Here is a 15,864-nt window from a genome sequence, read left to right on the forward strand (position 1 = left end):
AGGAGCGTCCAGTTGAACACCGGGGCGGGTCAGACGTTCTTCGTGTTGCCCTGCTTGAAGGTACAGATCTCGCCCGTGGTTTTGTATTTCGCGATGGCGTTGGTGGCAATCAACAGATTGCCATTGGCCTTGAACGTGAACGGAGCGCCCGAGGCGGGATCATGGGCGGTGTAAAGGACATCGGCCCCCATCTGGGACTTGCCCACGATGGTCACCCAGTGATCCGTGCCGTTTCCGCCTCCCGCGCTCCCATCTTTATAATCGACGCCCGCGACGACGGGACGGCCCGCGGACAACTCCTTGTCGATGCTGATCAAGGAGCAGTTGTTCAATCGGGTCGCGTAAAGCCCCCGCGCCTTCGCGGCCACATCCCACTTCAAGCTGTTTCCCTTGGTACCCGTGTACCCGCCATGAGTGTCCAGGTACTCGTCGAGCTCTCCCGGGTTGATGGACCGGCCCGAGATCTTGCTGATGGCCATGGCGACGGATGTCATCGCACAGCCCGCTTGATGAATCGTGGTCTTGTTCTTACCACCCAGGCGGCGGGATCCCCAGGCCTTGTCGCCCTGTTTGAACAAGGGCACGCCAGCAATCACCGACACGGCCTTCGTCGGAATGCCTGGCTTCACGGACTCGACCGAAGCAGGGACTGTCGGGACATGCGCGACCGGAGCGCTCGCGGGAACGGCGCGTCCCTCGAGTTCCAAGACACGGCCCAGCGCCGCACGGGTCTTGGGACCCAGGATGCCGGGGCCCGTCTGCACCTGCTCCGCGGTCATGTACCCATACTTGACGAGAAGTTCCTGCAACTCCCGGATGAGGCCATTCCCCTGCCCGCCCCCGGCACCTGGCGTGACGACCACCGGGCGTCCCGGGACATTGTTCGCCGGTTGATGAGGCGTGCTCGTCACCCCCGCGCCTCCTCCGATGTGAGGTGCCAACCATTGCGCACGCGCCCAGATGTCACTGGAGTAATCATCGTTGGCGGTCCCCTCGTCGAGGTGCGCCAGGCTCTGGACGTTGGAAACACCGAAGTTATAGGCAGCCACCGCGCCTCTCAACTGCTGCTCAGGCGTCCAAAGCGGGTGCTTCTTCTTCACGGCCGCCTGGAACTTCTTGAGGATCCCCGTGGCTTGATCGATATGGGTGAAGCTGAAAGGCCCCCCCTGAATGGTATGGGAGTCCTCGTTCACCTGCATGAGTCCGAAGTCAGCGCCATTGCCTCCGTAGCCATCCGACCCCAGACGCGCTCCACCTCGGGTCTCACGGCTGGCGATCGCGGCCAGCAACGCGGGAGGCAAGTCATGCTTCTTTCCCGCGGCGATGAAATCGGCGGCGTACTTCTTGAGTCTGGGCAAGTCGGTCTTCGCCATCTGGTGCGAGGCCGCGACGCCCTCGCTTAACTTGTCTTGAGACGCAGTGGCGGCAGAAGCACCCGACGTGTTGTACCGAAACAGGATGTCATTGTTTGACATGGAATCGCCCCCACCAACCGCATCGAAAAGAAGTTGGTACGTCATTTTGACAACAAACACCGCGCTCGCGCAAGAACGGGGAGCGACCAGGGCGTTCGCATTATAACCCCCTGAAACAATTGGGTTGCACGAGGCAGGGACCTACCGCGAAAGTAGGTCATCATGCCCGACCAGACTCCCAAGGACGCCTCGCTGTGGACGTACTTCGCCTCGTTGAGGGACAAGCGCATGGAGCGCTGCCGCAAGCACTCGCTCCAAGACATTCTCGTCATCGCTATTTGTGGCTTCATTTGCGGAGTCGATAATTGGGCGGACATGGAGCTGTTCGGTTGGGCGAAGCTGGACTGGTTTCGCACCTTCTTGGAGTTGCCCCATGGCATTCCATCTCATGACACGTTTGGACGGGTGTTCTCGATGGTGGAGCCAGAGCCTTTCGCCCGCTGTTTCACCCAGTGGGTGCAGACGGTGGCGGACGTGACGGAGGGGAAGGTGGTGGCCATCGATGGTAAGGCGGTGCGTCGCAGCTTCGACAAGGCAAGCCAGAAAGGCTGCGTTCACCTGGTGAATGCCTGGGTGGCGGAGAACAGGTGCGTACTGGGCCAGGTGGCGTGCGAGGAGAAATCCAATGAAATCACCGCGATTCCCCAGCTCCTGGAGATGCTCGCACTCAAGGGATGTATCGTCACGCTGGACGCCATGGGGTGCCAGCGAGCCATCGTGGAGAAGATTGTGGAGAGAGGGGCGGATTACATCATCGCCCTCAAAGGCAACCAGGAGACGTTGCACGAGGCGGCCAAGGCTGCCTTCGCGGGTGAAGGAGAGACCAAGAAGACAGCGCTGGCCTACACGGAAACCTTCGAGGAGGGCCACGGACGTGTGGAGACGCGGCGTTGTTGGGTGACGCCGCGGGTGGAGGCCTACGAGCACCATGCGGAGTGGAGGCGGTTGAGGAGCTTCGTCCTGCTGGAGAGCGAAAGGACGGAGCGGGAAAAGAATGAGACGAAAGTGGAGAGGCGCTACTTCATCAGCAGTCTGTCGGCGGACGACGCGCGGAGGACGTTGGGAATCGTCCGGAAGCACTGGTCAGTGGAGAACGACTTACACTGGAGTCTGGATGTCGCCTTCCGTGAGGACGAGAGTCGGGTGCGCGAAAGGCAGGCGCAGCAGAACATGGCCATGATGCGGCGTCTGGCCTTGTCTCTGCTGAAGCAGGACACGAAGACAAAAGCGGGCATTGCTGGGCGTCGCAAGAAGGCGGGCTGGGACCATGATTATCTGATGGCCCTCCTCACGCATCGTTCTTGAGACTGCTGCCGCTACACCCCCACAGGCCATGAAATCAAGCGCTTATGGTGCGATTGCCCTGGGGGAGCGACCCAGTTCCACGCAACTGGCGAGTATACCGAGTATACATGGAACGCCATCGCCCCACATGCTGTTCCGGTCCGCCCGCGCGGAGGCCATCCCCTCACCTCATGAGGTGGGTGTAGGCTGCGCCACATGAACGCGACCAGTACCCTCTTGTGGATGTCCCTGGTAGGTGCATCGCCCTCGAGTGCCAGCGAGCCTCTGTGTGAGAAGCGTGCGCCATGCACCCTTGTGGAGACCCAAGACGCGGGGCAGGACGAACAAGGACAGTCTTCGCAGGTGAAGCGGCTTTCCCTTGGCTGGATGGAGCTGGAGTCCGGCGCCCGCTCCGTCGGACAGAAGTTCGGACCAGAAGGGCGCAAGGAGAAGGGCACTCCGGGTACGACCCAGTGCGAGGCCCAGGAGTGGTGGCTGCTCCGTCCGGGCAAACCCGAGCAACTTCTGCTTTCCCTGTGCAACGACGGCAAGGGCGCCGTGCGCGAAGCCACGGGCTCGGCCGGCTCCAATCACTTTCTCTATACCCGTTCCGGGGTCCGGCGTGACTCGCCCTGGTCCTCCTCGCGCTCGGTCCAACTCTCGCCCCTGTTGCCGGGAAGTGAAGTCAACCGCACCCAGCGAATCTCGCGCACGACGAAGAAACAGAAAGAAGATGGGGACTCCTGGGATTTCGAGAAGATGAGTGGCGAGGTCGTCCGCGCCCCCTCTGATTGCGCATCGGGGAAGGAGGCCCCAGAAGGAAGGACCCTGCCTTATTTGCCTCAGGTCCAGGTGGACAAGGCCTACATCGAGGGAGGGTGGAAACAGACAGGGTTCGCCTCCGGAGAAGGAGAATGCTTCCTCACCGCGGACACGTATCTCCAGGGCGCTGACAAAGTACGCGACGTGAACGACGCCTCACTGACCGTGCTATTGGTGGCGGACGACACGCTCATGATCGAGGTGCTCGACGAGAAGGTGACGGGCCCAAGCGCCAAGTGGCTCAATGACGATCATCTGGAGGTATGGCTGGCCCCGGAACCGCCCCAGGAACTCTCCGACTGTGGACCGCCCACGGACGAGCAGTTGCCGAAGCAGTGGATCATCCGCATCGCCGACGGCAAGGTGTTCCCCGGCTTCGGTAAGCCGGAACAGACGCTTCAGGTCGAGCGCGCACAGATGCCAGGAAAGGAAGGCTATTGGCTGAAGGTGAAGCTGCCGCCCGATCTCTTCCGGGGCATCAGCGTCGTCTATAGCGACAGCGACAGCGGGAAGGGGCCCGACTCTCGGGTGGCCACCAGCAAGCTGAAGCCGGGCAGGCCCGAAACGCTCAATCCGGTGTATTGGGTCCGCCCCGAGCAAGCGGTCTGCACGGTGCGCGACGGACAGCTCACCGCCGTGAGAACGGAAATCAAGGCCGAGCCCGGTAAGGCCGTGCTTCAGATGAAGTGAGGCCCACAGGTCCAGAGGAGAAACAATGCATCTGTTTCGCACGAGCCCCCCGTGGCTTGTCATGGCTGTCCTCTGGATGGGCCACGAGGCAAACAGCGCTCCGCCGTCCAAGGCCCCCGCTCCCGCCACGGCCCAGGCGCCCGAGCCCGCAGCGCTCACCGGGCCCGCGTTCGCGTATCTGAAATCCGCGGGGGACCACCGGTGCGCATGGATCCGGCAGCCGCTGCCTTCCGGGCCCTCCGCCACGGTCTTCTCGTTCGATGCCGACTGCGCCCAGTCGGTGTTCTTCTGGAGCCCGAACGGCAAGGAGGGGGTCGTGCTCGACTGGCCCCTGGGAGAAGGACAGCAGCGCATCTGGAAGGTGGACTTCGCCACGAAGACGGGCAAGGCCGTGGAGTTCAAGGGACTGCCCACCGGGACGGGTCAGCTGGCCTCCGACGGCTTCCGCATCTTCCAGGTGAACTTCGACGTCCAGGGGCGGCTGGTGGCCCTCATGTCCTCGTCGGAGAAGCCAGAGGACGACACCGGAGAACTCGGCATCACCTTCGAGGGTAAGCGCTATCCCGTCGCGGAGAACGAGCGATGGCGGCGGCTCTGTCTGGCTTATCGTTGGGATGGCACGGAGTGGAAGCGCGTCGAGCTGAAGGTCCTCGGCTCTCCCGCCGACCTGGACACCGTCAGGTCGATGTATGACCCATCCCCTTCTCGCACCGAGAGCATCGTGGGAGAGGCGGCCACGAAGGAGCAGGCGAAGCGGCTCACCGCCGCCGTGCGGCCCACCGACAAGTTCGGCAAGTGGATGGCGTTGACCACGCCAGGCGGGCCGCTGCTGTACCGGGCCCGCCAGGAGGACGCGGATGGCTCCGCGACGGCGTCCACGCCCGTGCGTTGGGAACAGGAGGGCAAGTGGGTGGCACCCGAGGGCATGACGCAGCCGGCCTCCACCGACATCGCCCTCCAACTGAGCGACGCGTTCGTGCTCATCAACGTCCTGGGAGAAAAGCCCTCGGCCTCCGTCTTCGACAGCCAGACGAAGAAGAACCTCCACTCCGTCGAAGGCCTCCACGAGCGCGCGCTGTTCTGGCCCGCGCCCATCATGCCCTGAACCCGCGAGACCTCCCCCACTGGCCCTTGTGCCCTGGAGTCCCTTCGCCATGAAACCCCACCTGCTGCTGCTCGCCACCCTCGCCACCCTCCCCGGCTGCAAGAAGGAGCAGCCCCCGGCGGCTCCCGCCAAGCCCCCACCCAGCGCCAGCGCGCCCACTCCGGCCCCGGCCCGGAAGGATCCGCTCACCGAGGTGCCGAAAACCGACGCCACGCTCTCGTTCCTCGAACCCCGCGAGGGCAAGTGCCAGTGGACGCGCGAGGACCCCGTCGCCCACAAGCGCGCGGCGGTGGCCTCGCTCGACGGGGACTGCAAGGGCGCCCGCCTCTTCTGGAGCGCGGACCTGGGCAAGGCGCTCGTCTGGTTCGATCCCGATTGGGTGGCCTCTGGCGCCTACCTCGCTCCCGGCGTCTCGCCTCGGGGCTTCCCCGCGGAGGAACCCACGCCCGGAGCCACCTCCCGGCTGTACGAGGTGACGGTGGCCTCGGGACAGGTGCGTCCGGTTCCCTCGCCCCCCGTGGAGGGCGCACTGGACTCCTTCGGCTACAAGGGCTCGGAGCTCGTCGCGCTGTCCCTGCAATCCCTGACCGAGGAGCAGATGGCCCAGGACTCCGTCACGGTCGACGGCAAGGCCATCCCCCTCAACAAGGAGGTCGAGGGCGCGCCCGCGCTGGCCTTCGCCTACCGGCTCGGAGCGGACGGAAAGTGGCAGCGCGTGGAGATCAAGGCCACGGGCGAGGGCTCGGACTATGCGCCTGGTACCCGGGCGCTGGAGATCGCCGAGTCCCTCGGCTCCAACTCCGACACCCTGCTCGATGCCCGCATGGGCGATGAGGGAACCGAGCCCACCGCGGAACAGGCCCAGAAGCTCCAGCCGCTGCGCCCGGCCCCGCTGCTCCAGCCTCGGGAAGACGACATGGACACGGGTGGAGAATGGAGCCATGTCGTCACGCCGGGCGGCTCCTTCTACGCCTGGCGGGTCAGCGGCGAGTTCATGCACACCACGGGGCATCTCGTCCTCGAGGTGGGGGGCCAGTTGAAGCCCGTGAAGGACCTGGGCTTCACGGACGGAGACTTCGTCGCCGTGCGGGCACAAGGCCCCTTCCTGCTGGTCTCGGCCGACAGCGTGGGCACGCATCCGCGCCTCTATGATCTCCGCACTGGCGAGCGCGTGTTCCACTCCGACACGGCACGCGTGGCCACCTTCTGGCCTTCACCCGCCCCCACTCACTGAACCGCACGAGGCGTCAGCGCCAGAGCACCGTGCGAACTACTCTGGCTCCGCGTATGACGTCTCCAGTTCCTCCAGACTGTCCGCTACGTCTTCCGCAGGACAATTTGGCAGATGCTGTACGAGATTGAGGACAAGTCCGTCCACGGCCTCAATACTCGCCTCGAGCAACTCGTTTCCATCGACTTCAATGAAGTCCTTTGGTTTCCAATCCAGGTAAATCCTGACGCGTCCAGGGCTGGTTTTCTCCAGGACAAGACGCGCGGCATCATCTGGATGGTCGTAGACCCACTTCTTCTCGGGAGAATCAAGCCACGAAAAAACATGGGACCACGCCAGCGCGAAGTCCACTCCAGGCACCACGAACAATGACTTGCTGAAATCACCCGCTGCCGCCGCATTGGCATCGCCGAAGACGTCGGCTCGAACACTCGTTCCCAGAAACACAGCCGTCTGGAACAGGTGATATCCAACAAGCAACTCATCAACCTCGGAGGAGGTACTCCGCCGGATCTCCTCGTCGGACAACACACACTTCATCCACATGAGTTCCTCACGGTGGCACCGGAAAAGCAGTAATTATACGACCCGCGTCATCAATGGCCACTCGCACGGAGTGCACGGGATGTCCAGCTTGGTTGGAACCAACGGGAGCAGGATACGTCTTCTCCACCAGGAATGAACCGTCCAATCGGGGTTTTCCTCTCCTGTAGTTCGGGCGAATCGTTCCCCTACTGGCAGCATCGGTGATGAGTTTCTGGATATTGACCGAGGCATCGAACTTGCTCTTTCCTGGCGCCAGGGACAGCGGACCGTGCCCACCTCCCGTCTTATCTCCATCGATGATGTGCCTCAATCTCTTCTTGAGCAGCTTCGGAAACTTGCGAAGCATGTTCGCGCGAACCTTGTCGACAGGATTGGCCTCCGTCAACCTGGCGAGGCGAGCATCCCGGCGAGCATGGGAGGATTTGACGCGAGCATCCTTCAACTTATTGCGCAGCAAGGCCCGCCGAACCCGAGCCTGAGCCAGTTTTTCGGGCCGAAGTCTTGACCAGAAGGAACTCACACTCCCCTTGGTCCGCACCAGTGAACGCCCTCCCACCTTTTTCAGCATCAGCAACGCGTCATCGAGTGGTTTCGATAATTGCGCCGTCTTCTCCGCGAGCCTCACGAACCTGGGCATTTTTGAAAGGAGCCTGCCAAGTTTTCCAGCTTTGCCCGCCCACTTCAAGACGGCGGCCCCTCCGGAAACAACCGCCATGACGATCTCGGCGATAGCATAACCGATCAGCCATCCACGGAAATGTGCACGGCTCAGAAGATCTGGGGAATTCCACCGCTCAAGCAAAGCGGCGAGACCCGCCTCGGTCAGCGTCTTGATGTCCAACGCTGAAATTAGATTCCACAAGCTCTTCATGTCCGACAAGACTTCGCCGGTCAGAATGCTGTAGACGAAGTTCCACACCAGCTCCAGTAGCTCGAAGATCCCCGTCAAGAGATCCCATACTGATTCGAGCGCGCCGTGGATCAATCCTGCCGTGAGGGCGGCCCCCTCCAGATAGAAACTCCCGATGGCCTTGGTAAGGCTTTTAGCATCTTGCAATAAATCGTAGCTGCTCGACCCTGACCCGACCCTGCCGCGTAGGCCCTCGGCGAACACCTGACTCGGTATCCAGATGAGGTAATCCTCACGAGTCAGCAGAGTATCCGGATGCGCAGCATCGCTTGACCTGTAGATACCACGAAGCCCAACTCCTCGGTTCGCCTCGGCGAGGACATTGGCGTAGTACCGCTCATCCTGTCCCCATCTGATGGAACTCCCCTTGTAGTACTGTTTGACGATTGCCAGAGCACCTTCGTTCTTCTTGACTCTATGGAGAAGCGCACCAGGATCATTCGAGTTGAGAAGAATGTGCTTTGAGTAGACAAAACCGGACTGGCCATTACCGAGCGTCACGAAATACCAGTCACCAGCGATTTCACGACTCGCGAAAACGCACGTATTGAATGGGAGTCTTGCCTTGACTTGGTCTAAGGGATCGGGCCGCCCTCGGAGTTCTACTCCATGGGCATGAGCGACTCGGCCGAAACAAGAAACCTCCCGCCCCATCGCGAACGGAAACCCCTTTGGAGTCTTGACCCCCCCGATGACGAAAGGACGGGAAGAGTATTGATTCAGGCTCGCCCAAGCGGCGGGACCTATAATTCCGTCCAAAGAAGCTCGATACGACATTCAACCCCCCAGGCCTCCGGCGAAGACTCAACTCACCTTCGAACTCTGTCAACAGCACAGCATCGTATGTTCTAAAACCATATCCAATGAACTACCCGTGCGCAAGGAGCCCATCCAATAAGGAGCGAAAGACACATTCCAAACGGAATGAGCGACCTGGGCGTCAGGGCGCCCCGCCCGGACGCACGTTCATGTCGGACAGGAACTCGGACACCTCGCGGGAGGGCACGAGCCGCGCGCGCTCCGCACCGGTCCCACACCGCGTTCCACCGATCTCTTCGAGTTCCGTCGGATCCCTCGGGAACACGAGGATGCCCAGGGCATCTCCAGGCCCCCGCCTGGACGCCACGAACATCCGCTCGGCCACCTCCCGGGTGTCCTCGCTCCGCAGCAAGGCCCGGGACAGGTGCTCCATCGTCACGCCTTCCCGGGCCTGGAGCAGGGCGAACTCACACAGCCGCTCCCGCTCGAGCCGCTCCCGGAAGCCCCCGGGCCGGAACCACGACGACACCACCAGGGGCTCGCGGGTGGACACGAGCCAGCCCACATGGTGCGCGGCGCCCACGGTCGCCATCGTCGCCAGGAAGAGCAGCACGAGCAGCGTCAGCAACGACACGCTCCAGCGCACGGGCCACGGACGCGCCTCGGGAGTCTCGGCGTGGAAGCGACGCCAGAGCCCGCGCAGGAACAGGTGCGAGCCCACGCCCAGCAGGCACGCCACGGCGAGGGCTTCGGCGATGAACTCCCATCGCCACTGGACCTGGGGGACGACCCGCGCGAGGAAGGACATCCACCCCAAGAGGAGGAGCAGGGGCGCGGTGATGATCCACACCGAGCCCTGGGCCAGCAGACAAGGCGCCAGCAGGAGCAGGGGGACCAGTCCCCAGCCCAGGAGCTTGCGGCCCGCCGTCATGGGGCACCCTCCTGGAGGGCCGCGTGGATGTCCCGGAGCGGCAGCTGGCGGATGTCTCCATCCGTGAACAGCACCCAGCGCGAGGGCCCGAAGAGTCCTGGCTCGTAGGCCAGGGGCGCCTTGGGGGCATCCGCCGTCTGGCCGCCCACGTAGATGAAGTGCAGGCCCGAGCCCCCCACCACGCGCCAGCGCGCCTCGGGAAGCTCGGGGGAGAGGTCGCTCGCGGGGAAGCGCTGTCCATGCTGGGAGGCGTGGACCCACAGCGCGTCCCGCAGCTCCTCGAGCCGCTGACGCCGCGCCTGGAGCATCCACTCCGTGTCCGAGAGCGGGGGGGCGCCCTTGAGCGCGTAGGTGGTGCCCGACTTCTCCCAGGCGCCGGGCGTCATCAGCTCCCGTCCTCCGGCGATCATCGACAGGACGAGCTGGAAGCCCAGCGTCCAGAGGAACACCAGGGCCAGCGCGGCGCCAGAACCCAACCGGGGCAGGCGGGGCACGTCACGCGCGAGCCGGTTCCACAGCGCCTTCACGGCCAGCGTGACGAGCAGGAACAAGCCGAGGAAGAAGGACAGGGCCTCCAGGCGCTGCGTGGCGAGGTCCGTCAGCTGGACGAACGGCATGCCGGCCAGTGCCACACCCGGCCAGAGCCACAGGACGGCGAGCAGCGGCCGGAGGGACATGGGCTCAGAGCCTGAAGGGGACGGCGTGGACGGCGGGCCAGAGCACGCGGGGCTCGCCCTCGTCGGGGGCCACCGCGATGACGGCGCCCTCCAGCAACTCCTCGCTCTCCAACGCCTCGCGCAGGGTGCGCACGGCCACGTCCGCGTCCATCACCCGGAAGTAGACGTTCATCCGGCCCGGCTGGGACTCGGCGCCCTCCACCTCGCCATTGCCCGTCCAGCCGAGCGTGTCGTTGATGACGGCTTCCACGTTGTGGCGCTTCTCGAAGTCCTGGCCCGAGCCCTTGCCCTTCAACGCGTACTGGATGACGAGCGGAATCATCTCCTCCAGGTCCGGATCCTCATAGCCCTGGTCCACGAGCGGCTCGGCCAGCTGGGCGATGGCCATGTCCGGATCCTCCTCGTCCGCGGGCAGGGGGAGCACCTTCTCCTCGCCCGTCTCTCCGACGACGCCCCAATGCAGGGTGATGGACTGCTCGTGCACCCACGCTTCCCAATAGCGGAGGGTGCCGCCTTCCTTCTTGTAGAGCCTCAGCACGGCCGCACTCTATACACATCCGCCCCCCTCCCGTGGACCCGCGCCTACTCCAGGCCGAACAGCTCCTTGAGCCGGTTGGCCACGACGCGGACGGCGGCCCGCTCCCAGGCCTCGGACTGGATGACGAGCCACACGGGCCGGCGAGGCAACTCGGGGACGTCGAACAGGCGCTCCAGGTCCGGCTCCATCTGGGCCCACCCCGCGGGGAGCACCGCCAGCCCCACGCCCTTGCACACCCCCGCCACGAGCGCCGACATGCTGTTGGTGCGCAGGATGATGCGCGTGCCCTGTTGCCCCTCCATCCAGCGCGCCTCCGCCAGCGCGCCCAGCTCGCCGCCCACCACCAGCACGTCATGCCCCGCCAGCTCCCGCTCACTCCGGGGCCGCCCCCGCTGCCGCAGGTAGCTCGCCGCGCCGTACACCGCGTAGCTCTGGGACTGGAGCTGGCGCACCTTGAGATTGGCGCCCTCGGGCCGGATGAGCCGGACGGCGATGTCCGCCTCGCCCCGGGACATGTCCACGGTGCGGTTGCCCCCGAGGATTTCCAGCCGCAACCCCGGGTGCTCGTCCTTCAAGGAGCACAGCCCCCGGTCGACCAGGTACGTGGCCAGGGCTTCCGTGGTGGCGATGCGCACCGTGCCCGCCACCGTCTCGGCGGGCGTCAGCTCACCGCTGAGCAACCGCGCGAGTTCCGGCTCCAGCGTTTCTAACCGCTGACGCAGCAATTCTCCCGCCGTCGAGGGCCACAACCCCTCGCGCGTGCGCAAGAAGAGCCGCACCCGGAGCGACTTCTCCAGGGCCTGGATGCGGCGCCCGGCGGTGGAGGCATTCACGCCCAGCTCTCGCGCGGCCGTGGCCAGCGTCCCGTGACGAACCACGGCGAGAAAGAAACGCAGATCGTCCCAACTCGTCGCCTGCATACGTGCAACGCAGTATTGCACGCCCGCATCTCGACGCTCACGGACGCGGAGCGCTAGCTGTGCGCGAATGATTTCCACCTACCGTGCGGTCGTGCTGACGAGGAACGGCGGCCTCGACGCGCTCGAACTCCGCGAGTTGCCCCTCGAAGCACCCGGCCCCGGCCAGGTGCGCCTGCGAGTGCGCGCGACCGGCGTCGGATTCACCGACATCATCATGCGGCGGGGCTACCACCCCGATGCCCCGAAGTTGCCCTTCACGCCGGGCTACGAGGTCGTCGGAGACGTGGAGGCCATCGGGCCTGGGGTCACGGGCTTCACACCCGGGCAGCGCGTCGCGGCACTCACCGTTCATGGCGGCTATGCCGAGTCCATCATCCGGGACGCTGGAGAATTCATCCCAGTCCCCGAGGGGCTCGACGACGCGGAGGTCACCGCGCTCATCCTCAATTACGTGACGGCGTATCAGATGATCCACCGCGTGGCGCGGCTCCGGGCGGGCCAGAGCGCGCTGGTGACGGGAGCGGGAGGAGGCGTGGGCACGGCGCTGCTCCAACTCCTGCGGGTGGCCGGAGTCCAGGCGTACGGCGTGGACTCTCCGCCCAAGGCGGGGCTGGTGCGTGAACTGGGAGCGACGTTCATCGACTCCCGGGAGCGGCCCTTCGACGAGGCCGTGAGGAAGCGCCTCCCCGAGGGCGTGGACGTGGCCTTCGACGGCATTGGCGGGGACAGCATCGCGAGGTGCACGCGCGCGGTCCGGCGGGGAGGACGGCTCATCTCCTACGGCTTCACGAGCGCGGTGGGCCGCCATGGAGGCGGCGACAACGTGGGCGGCCTCAGCGGCCTGCTGGCGCTCTTCGTGGGAACACGGCTCCTGGGCCGCCGCCCGTCCGTCTATGGCATCACCCAGCTCTATCAGAAGGATCCCTCGCTCCTGCGCGAGGATCTTTCCCAGCTCTTCACGCTGCTGGCGGAGCGGCGCATCCAACCCCTGATCGCCCACCGCCTGCCGCTGCTGGCGGGAAGGGCCGGTCAGGAACTGCTGGAGCGCGGAGGCATCCGCGGGAAGATCATCCTCCTGCGCGATGTGCCCAAGAAGACGTGACCGAAGCCGCATCTGTCCGGCACCGGGCAAATCCATGGGCCCGAGGAACACGGTTGTCGCGCGGTTCACGCATGAAGCACGTGGACGCGCCCGGAAGGAGTGAGGCCGCTCGCCAGCATCCCTACGCTCGATCCACCACCGATGAGGAGCCCGATGACGACGACTTCCACTTCCAGCGCCAGTCCCGGGGAGAGCCCGGGAGACAATCCCGTGAACGGGAAGGTGCTGCGCTGGAGCGCCGTGGCGATGCTCACCGTGGAGGCCCTGATGCTCGCGAGCACCTGGGGCCAATGGGAGACGGTGGCGAGCCTCCTCGGCCTGCACGGGGCCCGGCTCCTGGCCAACCTGTGGGTGTACGTCTGGGCGAAATGGACGACCCGCCGGGAATCGGGCCTGAACGTCGCCATGGGCATCAACATGGTCGTCACCCTGCTGGAGGCGCGGCTCCTCGACTGGAGTCCGCTGGCCTGGCTGCACGTCCTCTTCCAGGTGGTGTTCATCAATGGGCTCGCGGAGCGGGACCACCGCCTCGAGCATCGGCTGGCGATCGGCATCTTCCTGCCGGCGGCGGCGGGCTGGGCCCTGTATGACGGAATCGCGCCCGGGGTCGTGGGAACGGTCTGCGTCATGGCCTGTCTGCTGTATGGGTATGGCGAGGCGAGCCATCAGATGCTCCTCGCCGCCCTGGAGGACGCCCGGACGAACTACCAGAAGCTCCAGCGGATGCAGGAGCAGCTCGTGGAGCAGGAGAAGTTCTCCTGCCTGGGCAGACTGGCCGCGGGAGTGGCGCATGAAATCAACAACCCCATGGCCTTCGTGACCAGCAACATCCGGGGGCTCACGCGAGACCTCTCCGCGCAGCCCCAACTGCCAGGGCCCTTGCGCGAGTACGTGGACGAAGTCCTGCCGGAAACCCTCGACGGCATCCGCCGCGTCAACGACATCATGGCGGATCTGCGGTGCTTCGCCCGGGGAGATCTGGAAGCGCCCGTCGAGTTCGATCTCAACCGGGAGGTCGCCTCGGCGCTGCGCCGCTCCCGGGATGAATTGAAGGGGCGCTGCCGGGTGGAGCTGGACCTGAGCGAGCTGCCGCCGCTGAGGGGCCGGCCCCGGCAGATCGGCCAGGTGATCGTGAACCTCCTCGCCAACGCCGGGCAGGCGCTCCCCGAACAGGGGGGCGTGGTGGAGGTGAGGACCCGGCTCGAGCAAGACGAGGCGCTGGTGGAGGTGAGGGACAACGGCGTGGGCATGACGACGGAGGTGCGCCGCTCGCTCTTCCTGCCGTTCTTCACCACCCGGCCCGTGGGCCAGGGAACGGGCCTGGGCCTCGCCGTCGCCTATGGCATCGTCACCGGCCATGGGGGGCGCATCGACGTCGAATCGGAGCCGGCGCGGGGGACCTGCATCACCGTCCGACTGCCCGCGAGCGACCGGAGTGCCATGGCCTCCGGGCAGCTCGCGCAATGACGCTCAAAGAATGACGCTCAAAGAATGACGCTCAAAGACCGTGCGCGGGAGCGATGACCTTCTCCCAGAGCGGACGGTTGTATTGGAAGCCATCGCCCACGCCCGAGGCCGGCAACTGGTAGAGGCCGTAGTCCTTGCCCTTGGCGTAGTTGCGGTAGCCCTTGCTCACCTTGAAGAACAAGTCCTGCGCGCCCACGGAGATGCGGTTGACCACGGCGGTGGTCGAGGTGCCCGCGGGCATGGCGCCATAGGCCACCAGCACCGCGTGGTTGATGAGGTGCGGCTTGAAACCGTCGTAGGCGTAGAACGTGGCACTGCGCGAGCCCTGGGCGTCATTGGAGCGGAACTCCTTGAGCTGACCCACCTTCCCCTTGTTGGGAAGCTGTGAGCACCCCGTCACGAGGTAGCCGGAGGATTCGCCATTGCCCAGGGCCACGCCCGCGCCGTTGTTGAGGCCGCAGTCGACCGTGGCGCTGAACGTGTCATTCGCCAGCTGCACGTAGATGTCGAAGAGCTGGTCGAGCGCCAATCCCTTGTAGCGGTAGTTCTTGATGGCGGCCTGGATCTTGGAGGCGCTCGGGGCTCCGGCCGAGGGCGTGGACACGGCGGTGTTGAACACCTTGTGGAGCGTCGTGAGCCCCTGCGCCTGGAGCTGCGTCACGAACGAGGCATGCGAGTAGGCATTGAGGAAGGCCTCGGTGGGGGTCCGCCCGCCCAGGTAGAGCGTGGAGACGAGCATCGCGCCCACCATTCCCTCGCGGTAGTTGGGGTTCCAGCCGCGATTCAGGTTGGTGTCCCCGTCGATGCCCGTGGGAACGGCGCCATTCAGGTAGCTCGCATCGGAGGTGGTGTAGGCCGAGCCCACCAGCGTGGCCTTCATGATGAGGTCGATCTTCTGCACCTCGGTGGCGGTGAGCTGATTCCAGACACGCGGCGTGCGCTTCGCGAGCGCGAACATGCCCGTCATCATCCGCTCGTGCTGGGCCATGTAGCCGCCGTTGCCGAAGGGATCCCGCCCGTTGCCAATGACGTAGCGGATCTGCTGCAGGAGCCGCGCATCGGCGCTCGTGTTGCCCTTGAAGGAGGCCACGGCGAGCAGGATGGACTGGCCATGACAATCCACGCAGTAGCGCCCGCCGGAGGCATTGGTCCCGAAGCGGCCCAGGGGCGCGGCGATGGCCAGGTCCACGGCGGCCTGGGGAGGACTGGCGAGCGTCGGCACCGCGAGCGCCTCGGCATTCACCTCCAGGGCCGGAACCTCCTCCAGGGCGGATTCCGGCCCACATCCGAGAAGGGGAACCAGGACGAGGACGGGGAGGACGCGACGCATGGAGGGCTCCAGGAGGAATGAGGACAGGGTGGATGTACCACCCTCCCAGAACGATGAAAACCCGCCAGAGCCGTAAA

14 protein-coding genes are annotated in these 15,864 nt (G+C 65.1%); 6 read left to right on the forward strand and 8 right to left on the reverse strand.

Translation table 11 applies throughout. The features are described 5' to 3' along the window. Positions 1-29: 29 nt before the first annotated feature. Positions 30-1,475, reverse strand: a complete 1,446-nt coding sequence (locus tag MEBOL_RS14925; protein ID WP_245919774.1) for a C39 family peptidase — start codon at positions 1,473-1,475, stop codon at positions 30-32. 162 nt (positions 1,476-1,637) lie between these two features. Between MEBOL_RS14925 and MEBOL_RS14930 the strand changes: the two genes are divergently transcribed. The 4 genes from MEBOL_RS14930 (at position 1,638) to MEBOL_RS14945 (ending at position 6,610) form a co-directional block, all read left to right on the forward strand. Then, positions 1,638-2,780 carry an ISAs1 family transposase gene (locus tag MEBOL_RS14930; RefSeq protein ID WP_095978060.1) on the forward strand — a complete coding sequence of 381 codons (1,143 nt, stop codon included), beginning with the start codon at positions 1,638-1,640 and terminating at the stop codon, positions 2,778-2,780. 342 nt (positions 2,781-3,122) lie between these two features. Then, entirely contained in the window at positions 3,123-4,271 is a 1,149-nt protein-coding gene (locus MEBOL_RS14935) for a hypothetical protein (protein WP_157774970.1), read from the forward strand. A gap of 76 nt (positions 4,272-4,347) precedes the next feature. Then, complete coding sequence (locus tag MEBOL_RS14940) at positions 4,348-5,376, forward strand: hypothetical protein (RefSeq protein WP_095978062.1); 1,029 nt, start codon at positions 4,348-4,350, stop codon at positions 5,374-5,376. Between the two features lie 49 nt (positions 5,377-5,425). Then, a complete protein-coding gene (locus tag MEBOL_RS14945) occupies positions 5,426-6,610 on the forward strand; it encodes a hypothetical protein (RefSeq protein WP_095978063.1) in 1,185 nt (394 codons plus the stop codon). 36 nt (positions 6,611-6,646) lie between these two features. On the opposite strand, the gene MEBOL_RS14950 is transcribed toward MEBOL_RS14945, so the two are convergent. The 6 genes from MEBOL_RS14950 to MEBOL_RS14975 form a co-directional block, all read right to left on the reverse strand. After that, complete coding sequence (locus MEBOL_RS14950; RefSeq protein ID WP_157774974.1) at positions 6,647-7,147, reverse strand: PH domain-containing protein; 501 nt, start codon at positions 7,145-7,147, stop codon at positions 6,647-6,649. A gap of 13 nt (positions 7,148-7,160) precedes the next feature. Beyond that, the gene (locus MEBOL_RS14955; protein WP_157774976.1) at positions 7,161-8,564 is read right to left on the reverse strand and encodes a hypothetical protein; all 1,404 of its coding nucleotides are present in this window, start codon (positions 8,562-8,564) and stop codon (positions 7,161-7,163) included. A 439-nt stretch (positions 8,565-9,003) separates the two neighbouring features. After that, a complete protein-coding gene (locus MEBOL_RS14960) occupies positions 9,004-9,753 on the reverse strand; it encodes a hypothetical protein (RefSeq protein ID WP_095978066.1) in 750 nt (249 codons plus the stop codon). After that, positions 9,750-10,430: a hypothetical protein gene (locus MEBOL_RS14965; protein ID WP_095978067.1), complete on the reverse strand. Its 681-nt coding sequence runs from the start codon at positions 10,428-10,430 to the stop codon at positions 9,750-9,752. The genes MEBOL_RS14960 and MEBOL_RS14965 overlap by 4 nt, the downstream gene beginning before the upstream one ends. Before the next feature lie 4 nt (positions 10,431-10,434). Next, positions 10,435-10,968: a hypothetical protein gene (locus MEBOL_RS14970; protein WP_095978068.1), complete on the reverse strand. Its 534-nt coding sequence runs from the start codon at positions 10,966-10,968 to the stop codon at positions 10,435-10,437. Between the two features lie 44 nt (positions 10,969-11,012). Beyond that, entirely contained in the window at positions 11,013-11,888 is an 876-nt protein-coding gene (locus MEBOL_RS14975) for a LysR family transcriptional regulator (RefSeq protein ID WP_095978069.1), read from the reverse strand. Positions 11,889-11,955: 67 nt separating this feature from the next. Here MEBOL_RS14975 and MEBOL_RS14980 point away from each other — a divergent pair, with 67 nt between their 5' ends. Further along, positions 11,956-12,990, forward strand: a complete 1,035-nt coding sequence (locus tag MEBOL_RS14980; RefSeq protein WP_095978070.1) for an alcohol dehydrogenase catalytic domain-containing protein — start codon at positions 11,956-11,958, stop codon at positions 12,988-12,990. 153 nt (positions 12,991-13,143) lie between these two features. Continuing rightward, positions 13,144-14,457 carry a sensor histidine kinase gene (locus tag MEBOL_RS14985; RefSeq protein WP_170115513.1) on the forward strand — a complete coding sequence of 438 codons (1,314 nt, stop codon included), beginning with the start codon at positions 13,144-13,146 and terminating at the stop codon, positions 14,455-14,457. 31 nt (positions 14,458-14,488) lie between these two features. On the opposite strand, the gene MEBOL_RS14990 is transcribed toward MEBOL_RS14985, so the two are convergent. Further along, entirely contained in the window at positions 14,489-15,787 is a 1,299-nt protein-coding gene (locus MEBOL_RS14990) for a lyase (RefSeq protein WP_095978072.1), read from the reverse strand. Positions 15,788-15,864: the final 77 nt, after the last annotated feature.

The sequence above is a fragment of the Melittangium boletus DSM 14713 genome, assembly GCF_002305855.1.
Classification (GTDB): Bacteria; Myxococcota; Myxococcia; order Myxococcales; family Myxococcaceae; genus Cystobacter; species Cystobacter boletus.

What these genes read in the sequence shown, in the direction of transcription:
- MEBOL_RS14925 (WP_245919774.1), bottom strand. Translation starts at nt 1,475, where the DNA reads ATGTCAAACAATGACATCCTGTTTCGGTACAACACGTCGGGTGCTTCT.
- MEBOL_RS14930 (WP_095978060.1), top strand. Translation starts at nt 1,638, where the DNA reads ATGCCCGACCAGACTCCCAAGGACGCCTCGCTGTGGACGTACTTCGCC.
- MEBOL_RS14940 (WP_095978062.1), top strand. Translation starts at nt 4,348, where the DNA reads ATGGGCCACGAGGCAAACAGCGCTCCGCCGTCCAAGGCCCCCGCTCCC.
- MEBOL_RS14945 (WP_095978063.1), top strand. Translation starts at nt 5,426, where the DNA reads ATGAAACCCCACCTGCTGCTGCTCGCCACCCTCGCCACCCTCCCCGGC.
- MEBOL_RS14950 (WP_157774974.1), bottom strand. Translation starts at nt 7,147, where the DNA reads ATGAAGTGTGTGTTGTCCGACGAGGAGATCCGGCGGAGTACCTCCTCC.
- MEBOL_RS14960 (WP_095978066.1), bottom strand. Translation starts at nt 9,753, where the DNA reads ATGACGGCGGGCCGCAAGCTCCTGGGCTGGGGACTGGTCCCCCTGCTC.
- MEBOL_RS14965 (WP_095978067.1), bottom strand. Translation starts at nt 10,430, where the DNA reads ATGTCCCTCCGGCCGCTGCTCGCCGTCCTGTGGCTCTGGCCGGGTGTG.
- MEBOL_RS14975 (WP_095978069.1), bottom strand. Translation starts at nt 11,888, where the DNA reads ATGCAGGCGACGAGTTGGGACGATCTGCGTTTCTTTCTCGCCGTGGTT.
- MEBOL_RS14980 (WP_095978070.1), top strand. Translation starts at nt 11,956, where the DNA reads ATGATTTCCACCTACCGTGCGGTCGTGCTGACGAGGAACGGCGGCCTC.
- MEBOL_RS14985 (WP_170115513.1), top strand. Translation starts at nt 13,144, where the DNA reads ATGACGACGACTTCCACTTCCAGCGCCAGTCCCGGGGAGAGCCCGGGA.
- MEBOL_RS14990 (WP_095978072.1), bottom strand. Translation starts at nt 15,787, where the DNA reads ATGCGTCGCGTCCTCCCCGTCCTCGTCCTGGTTCCCCTTCTCGGATGT.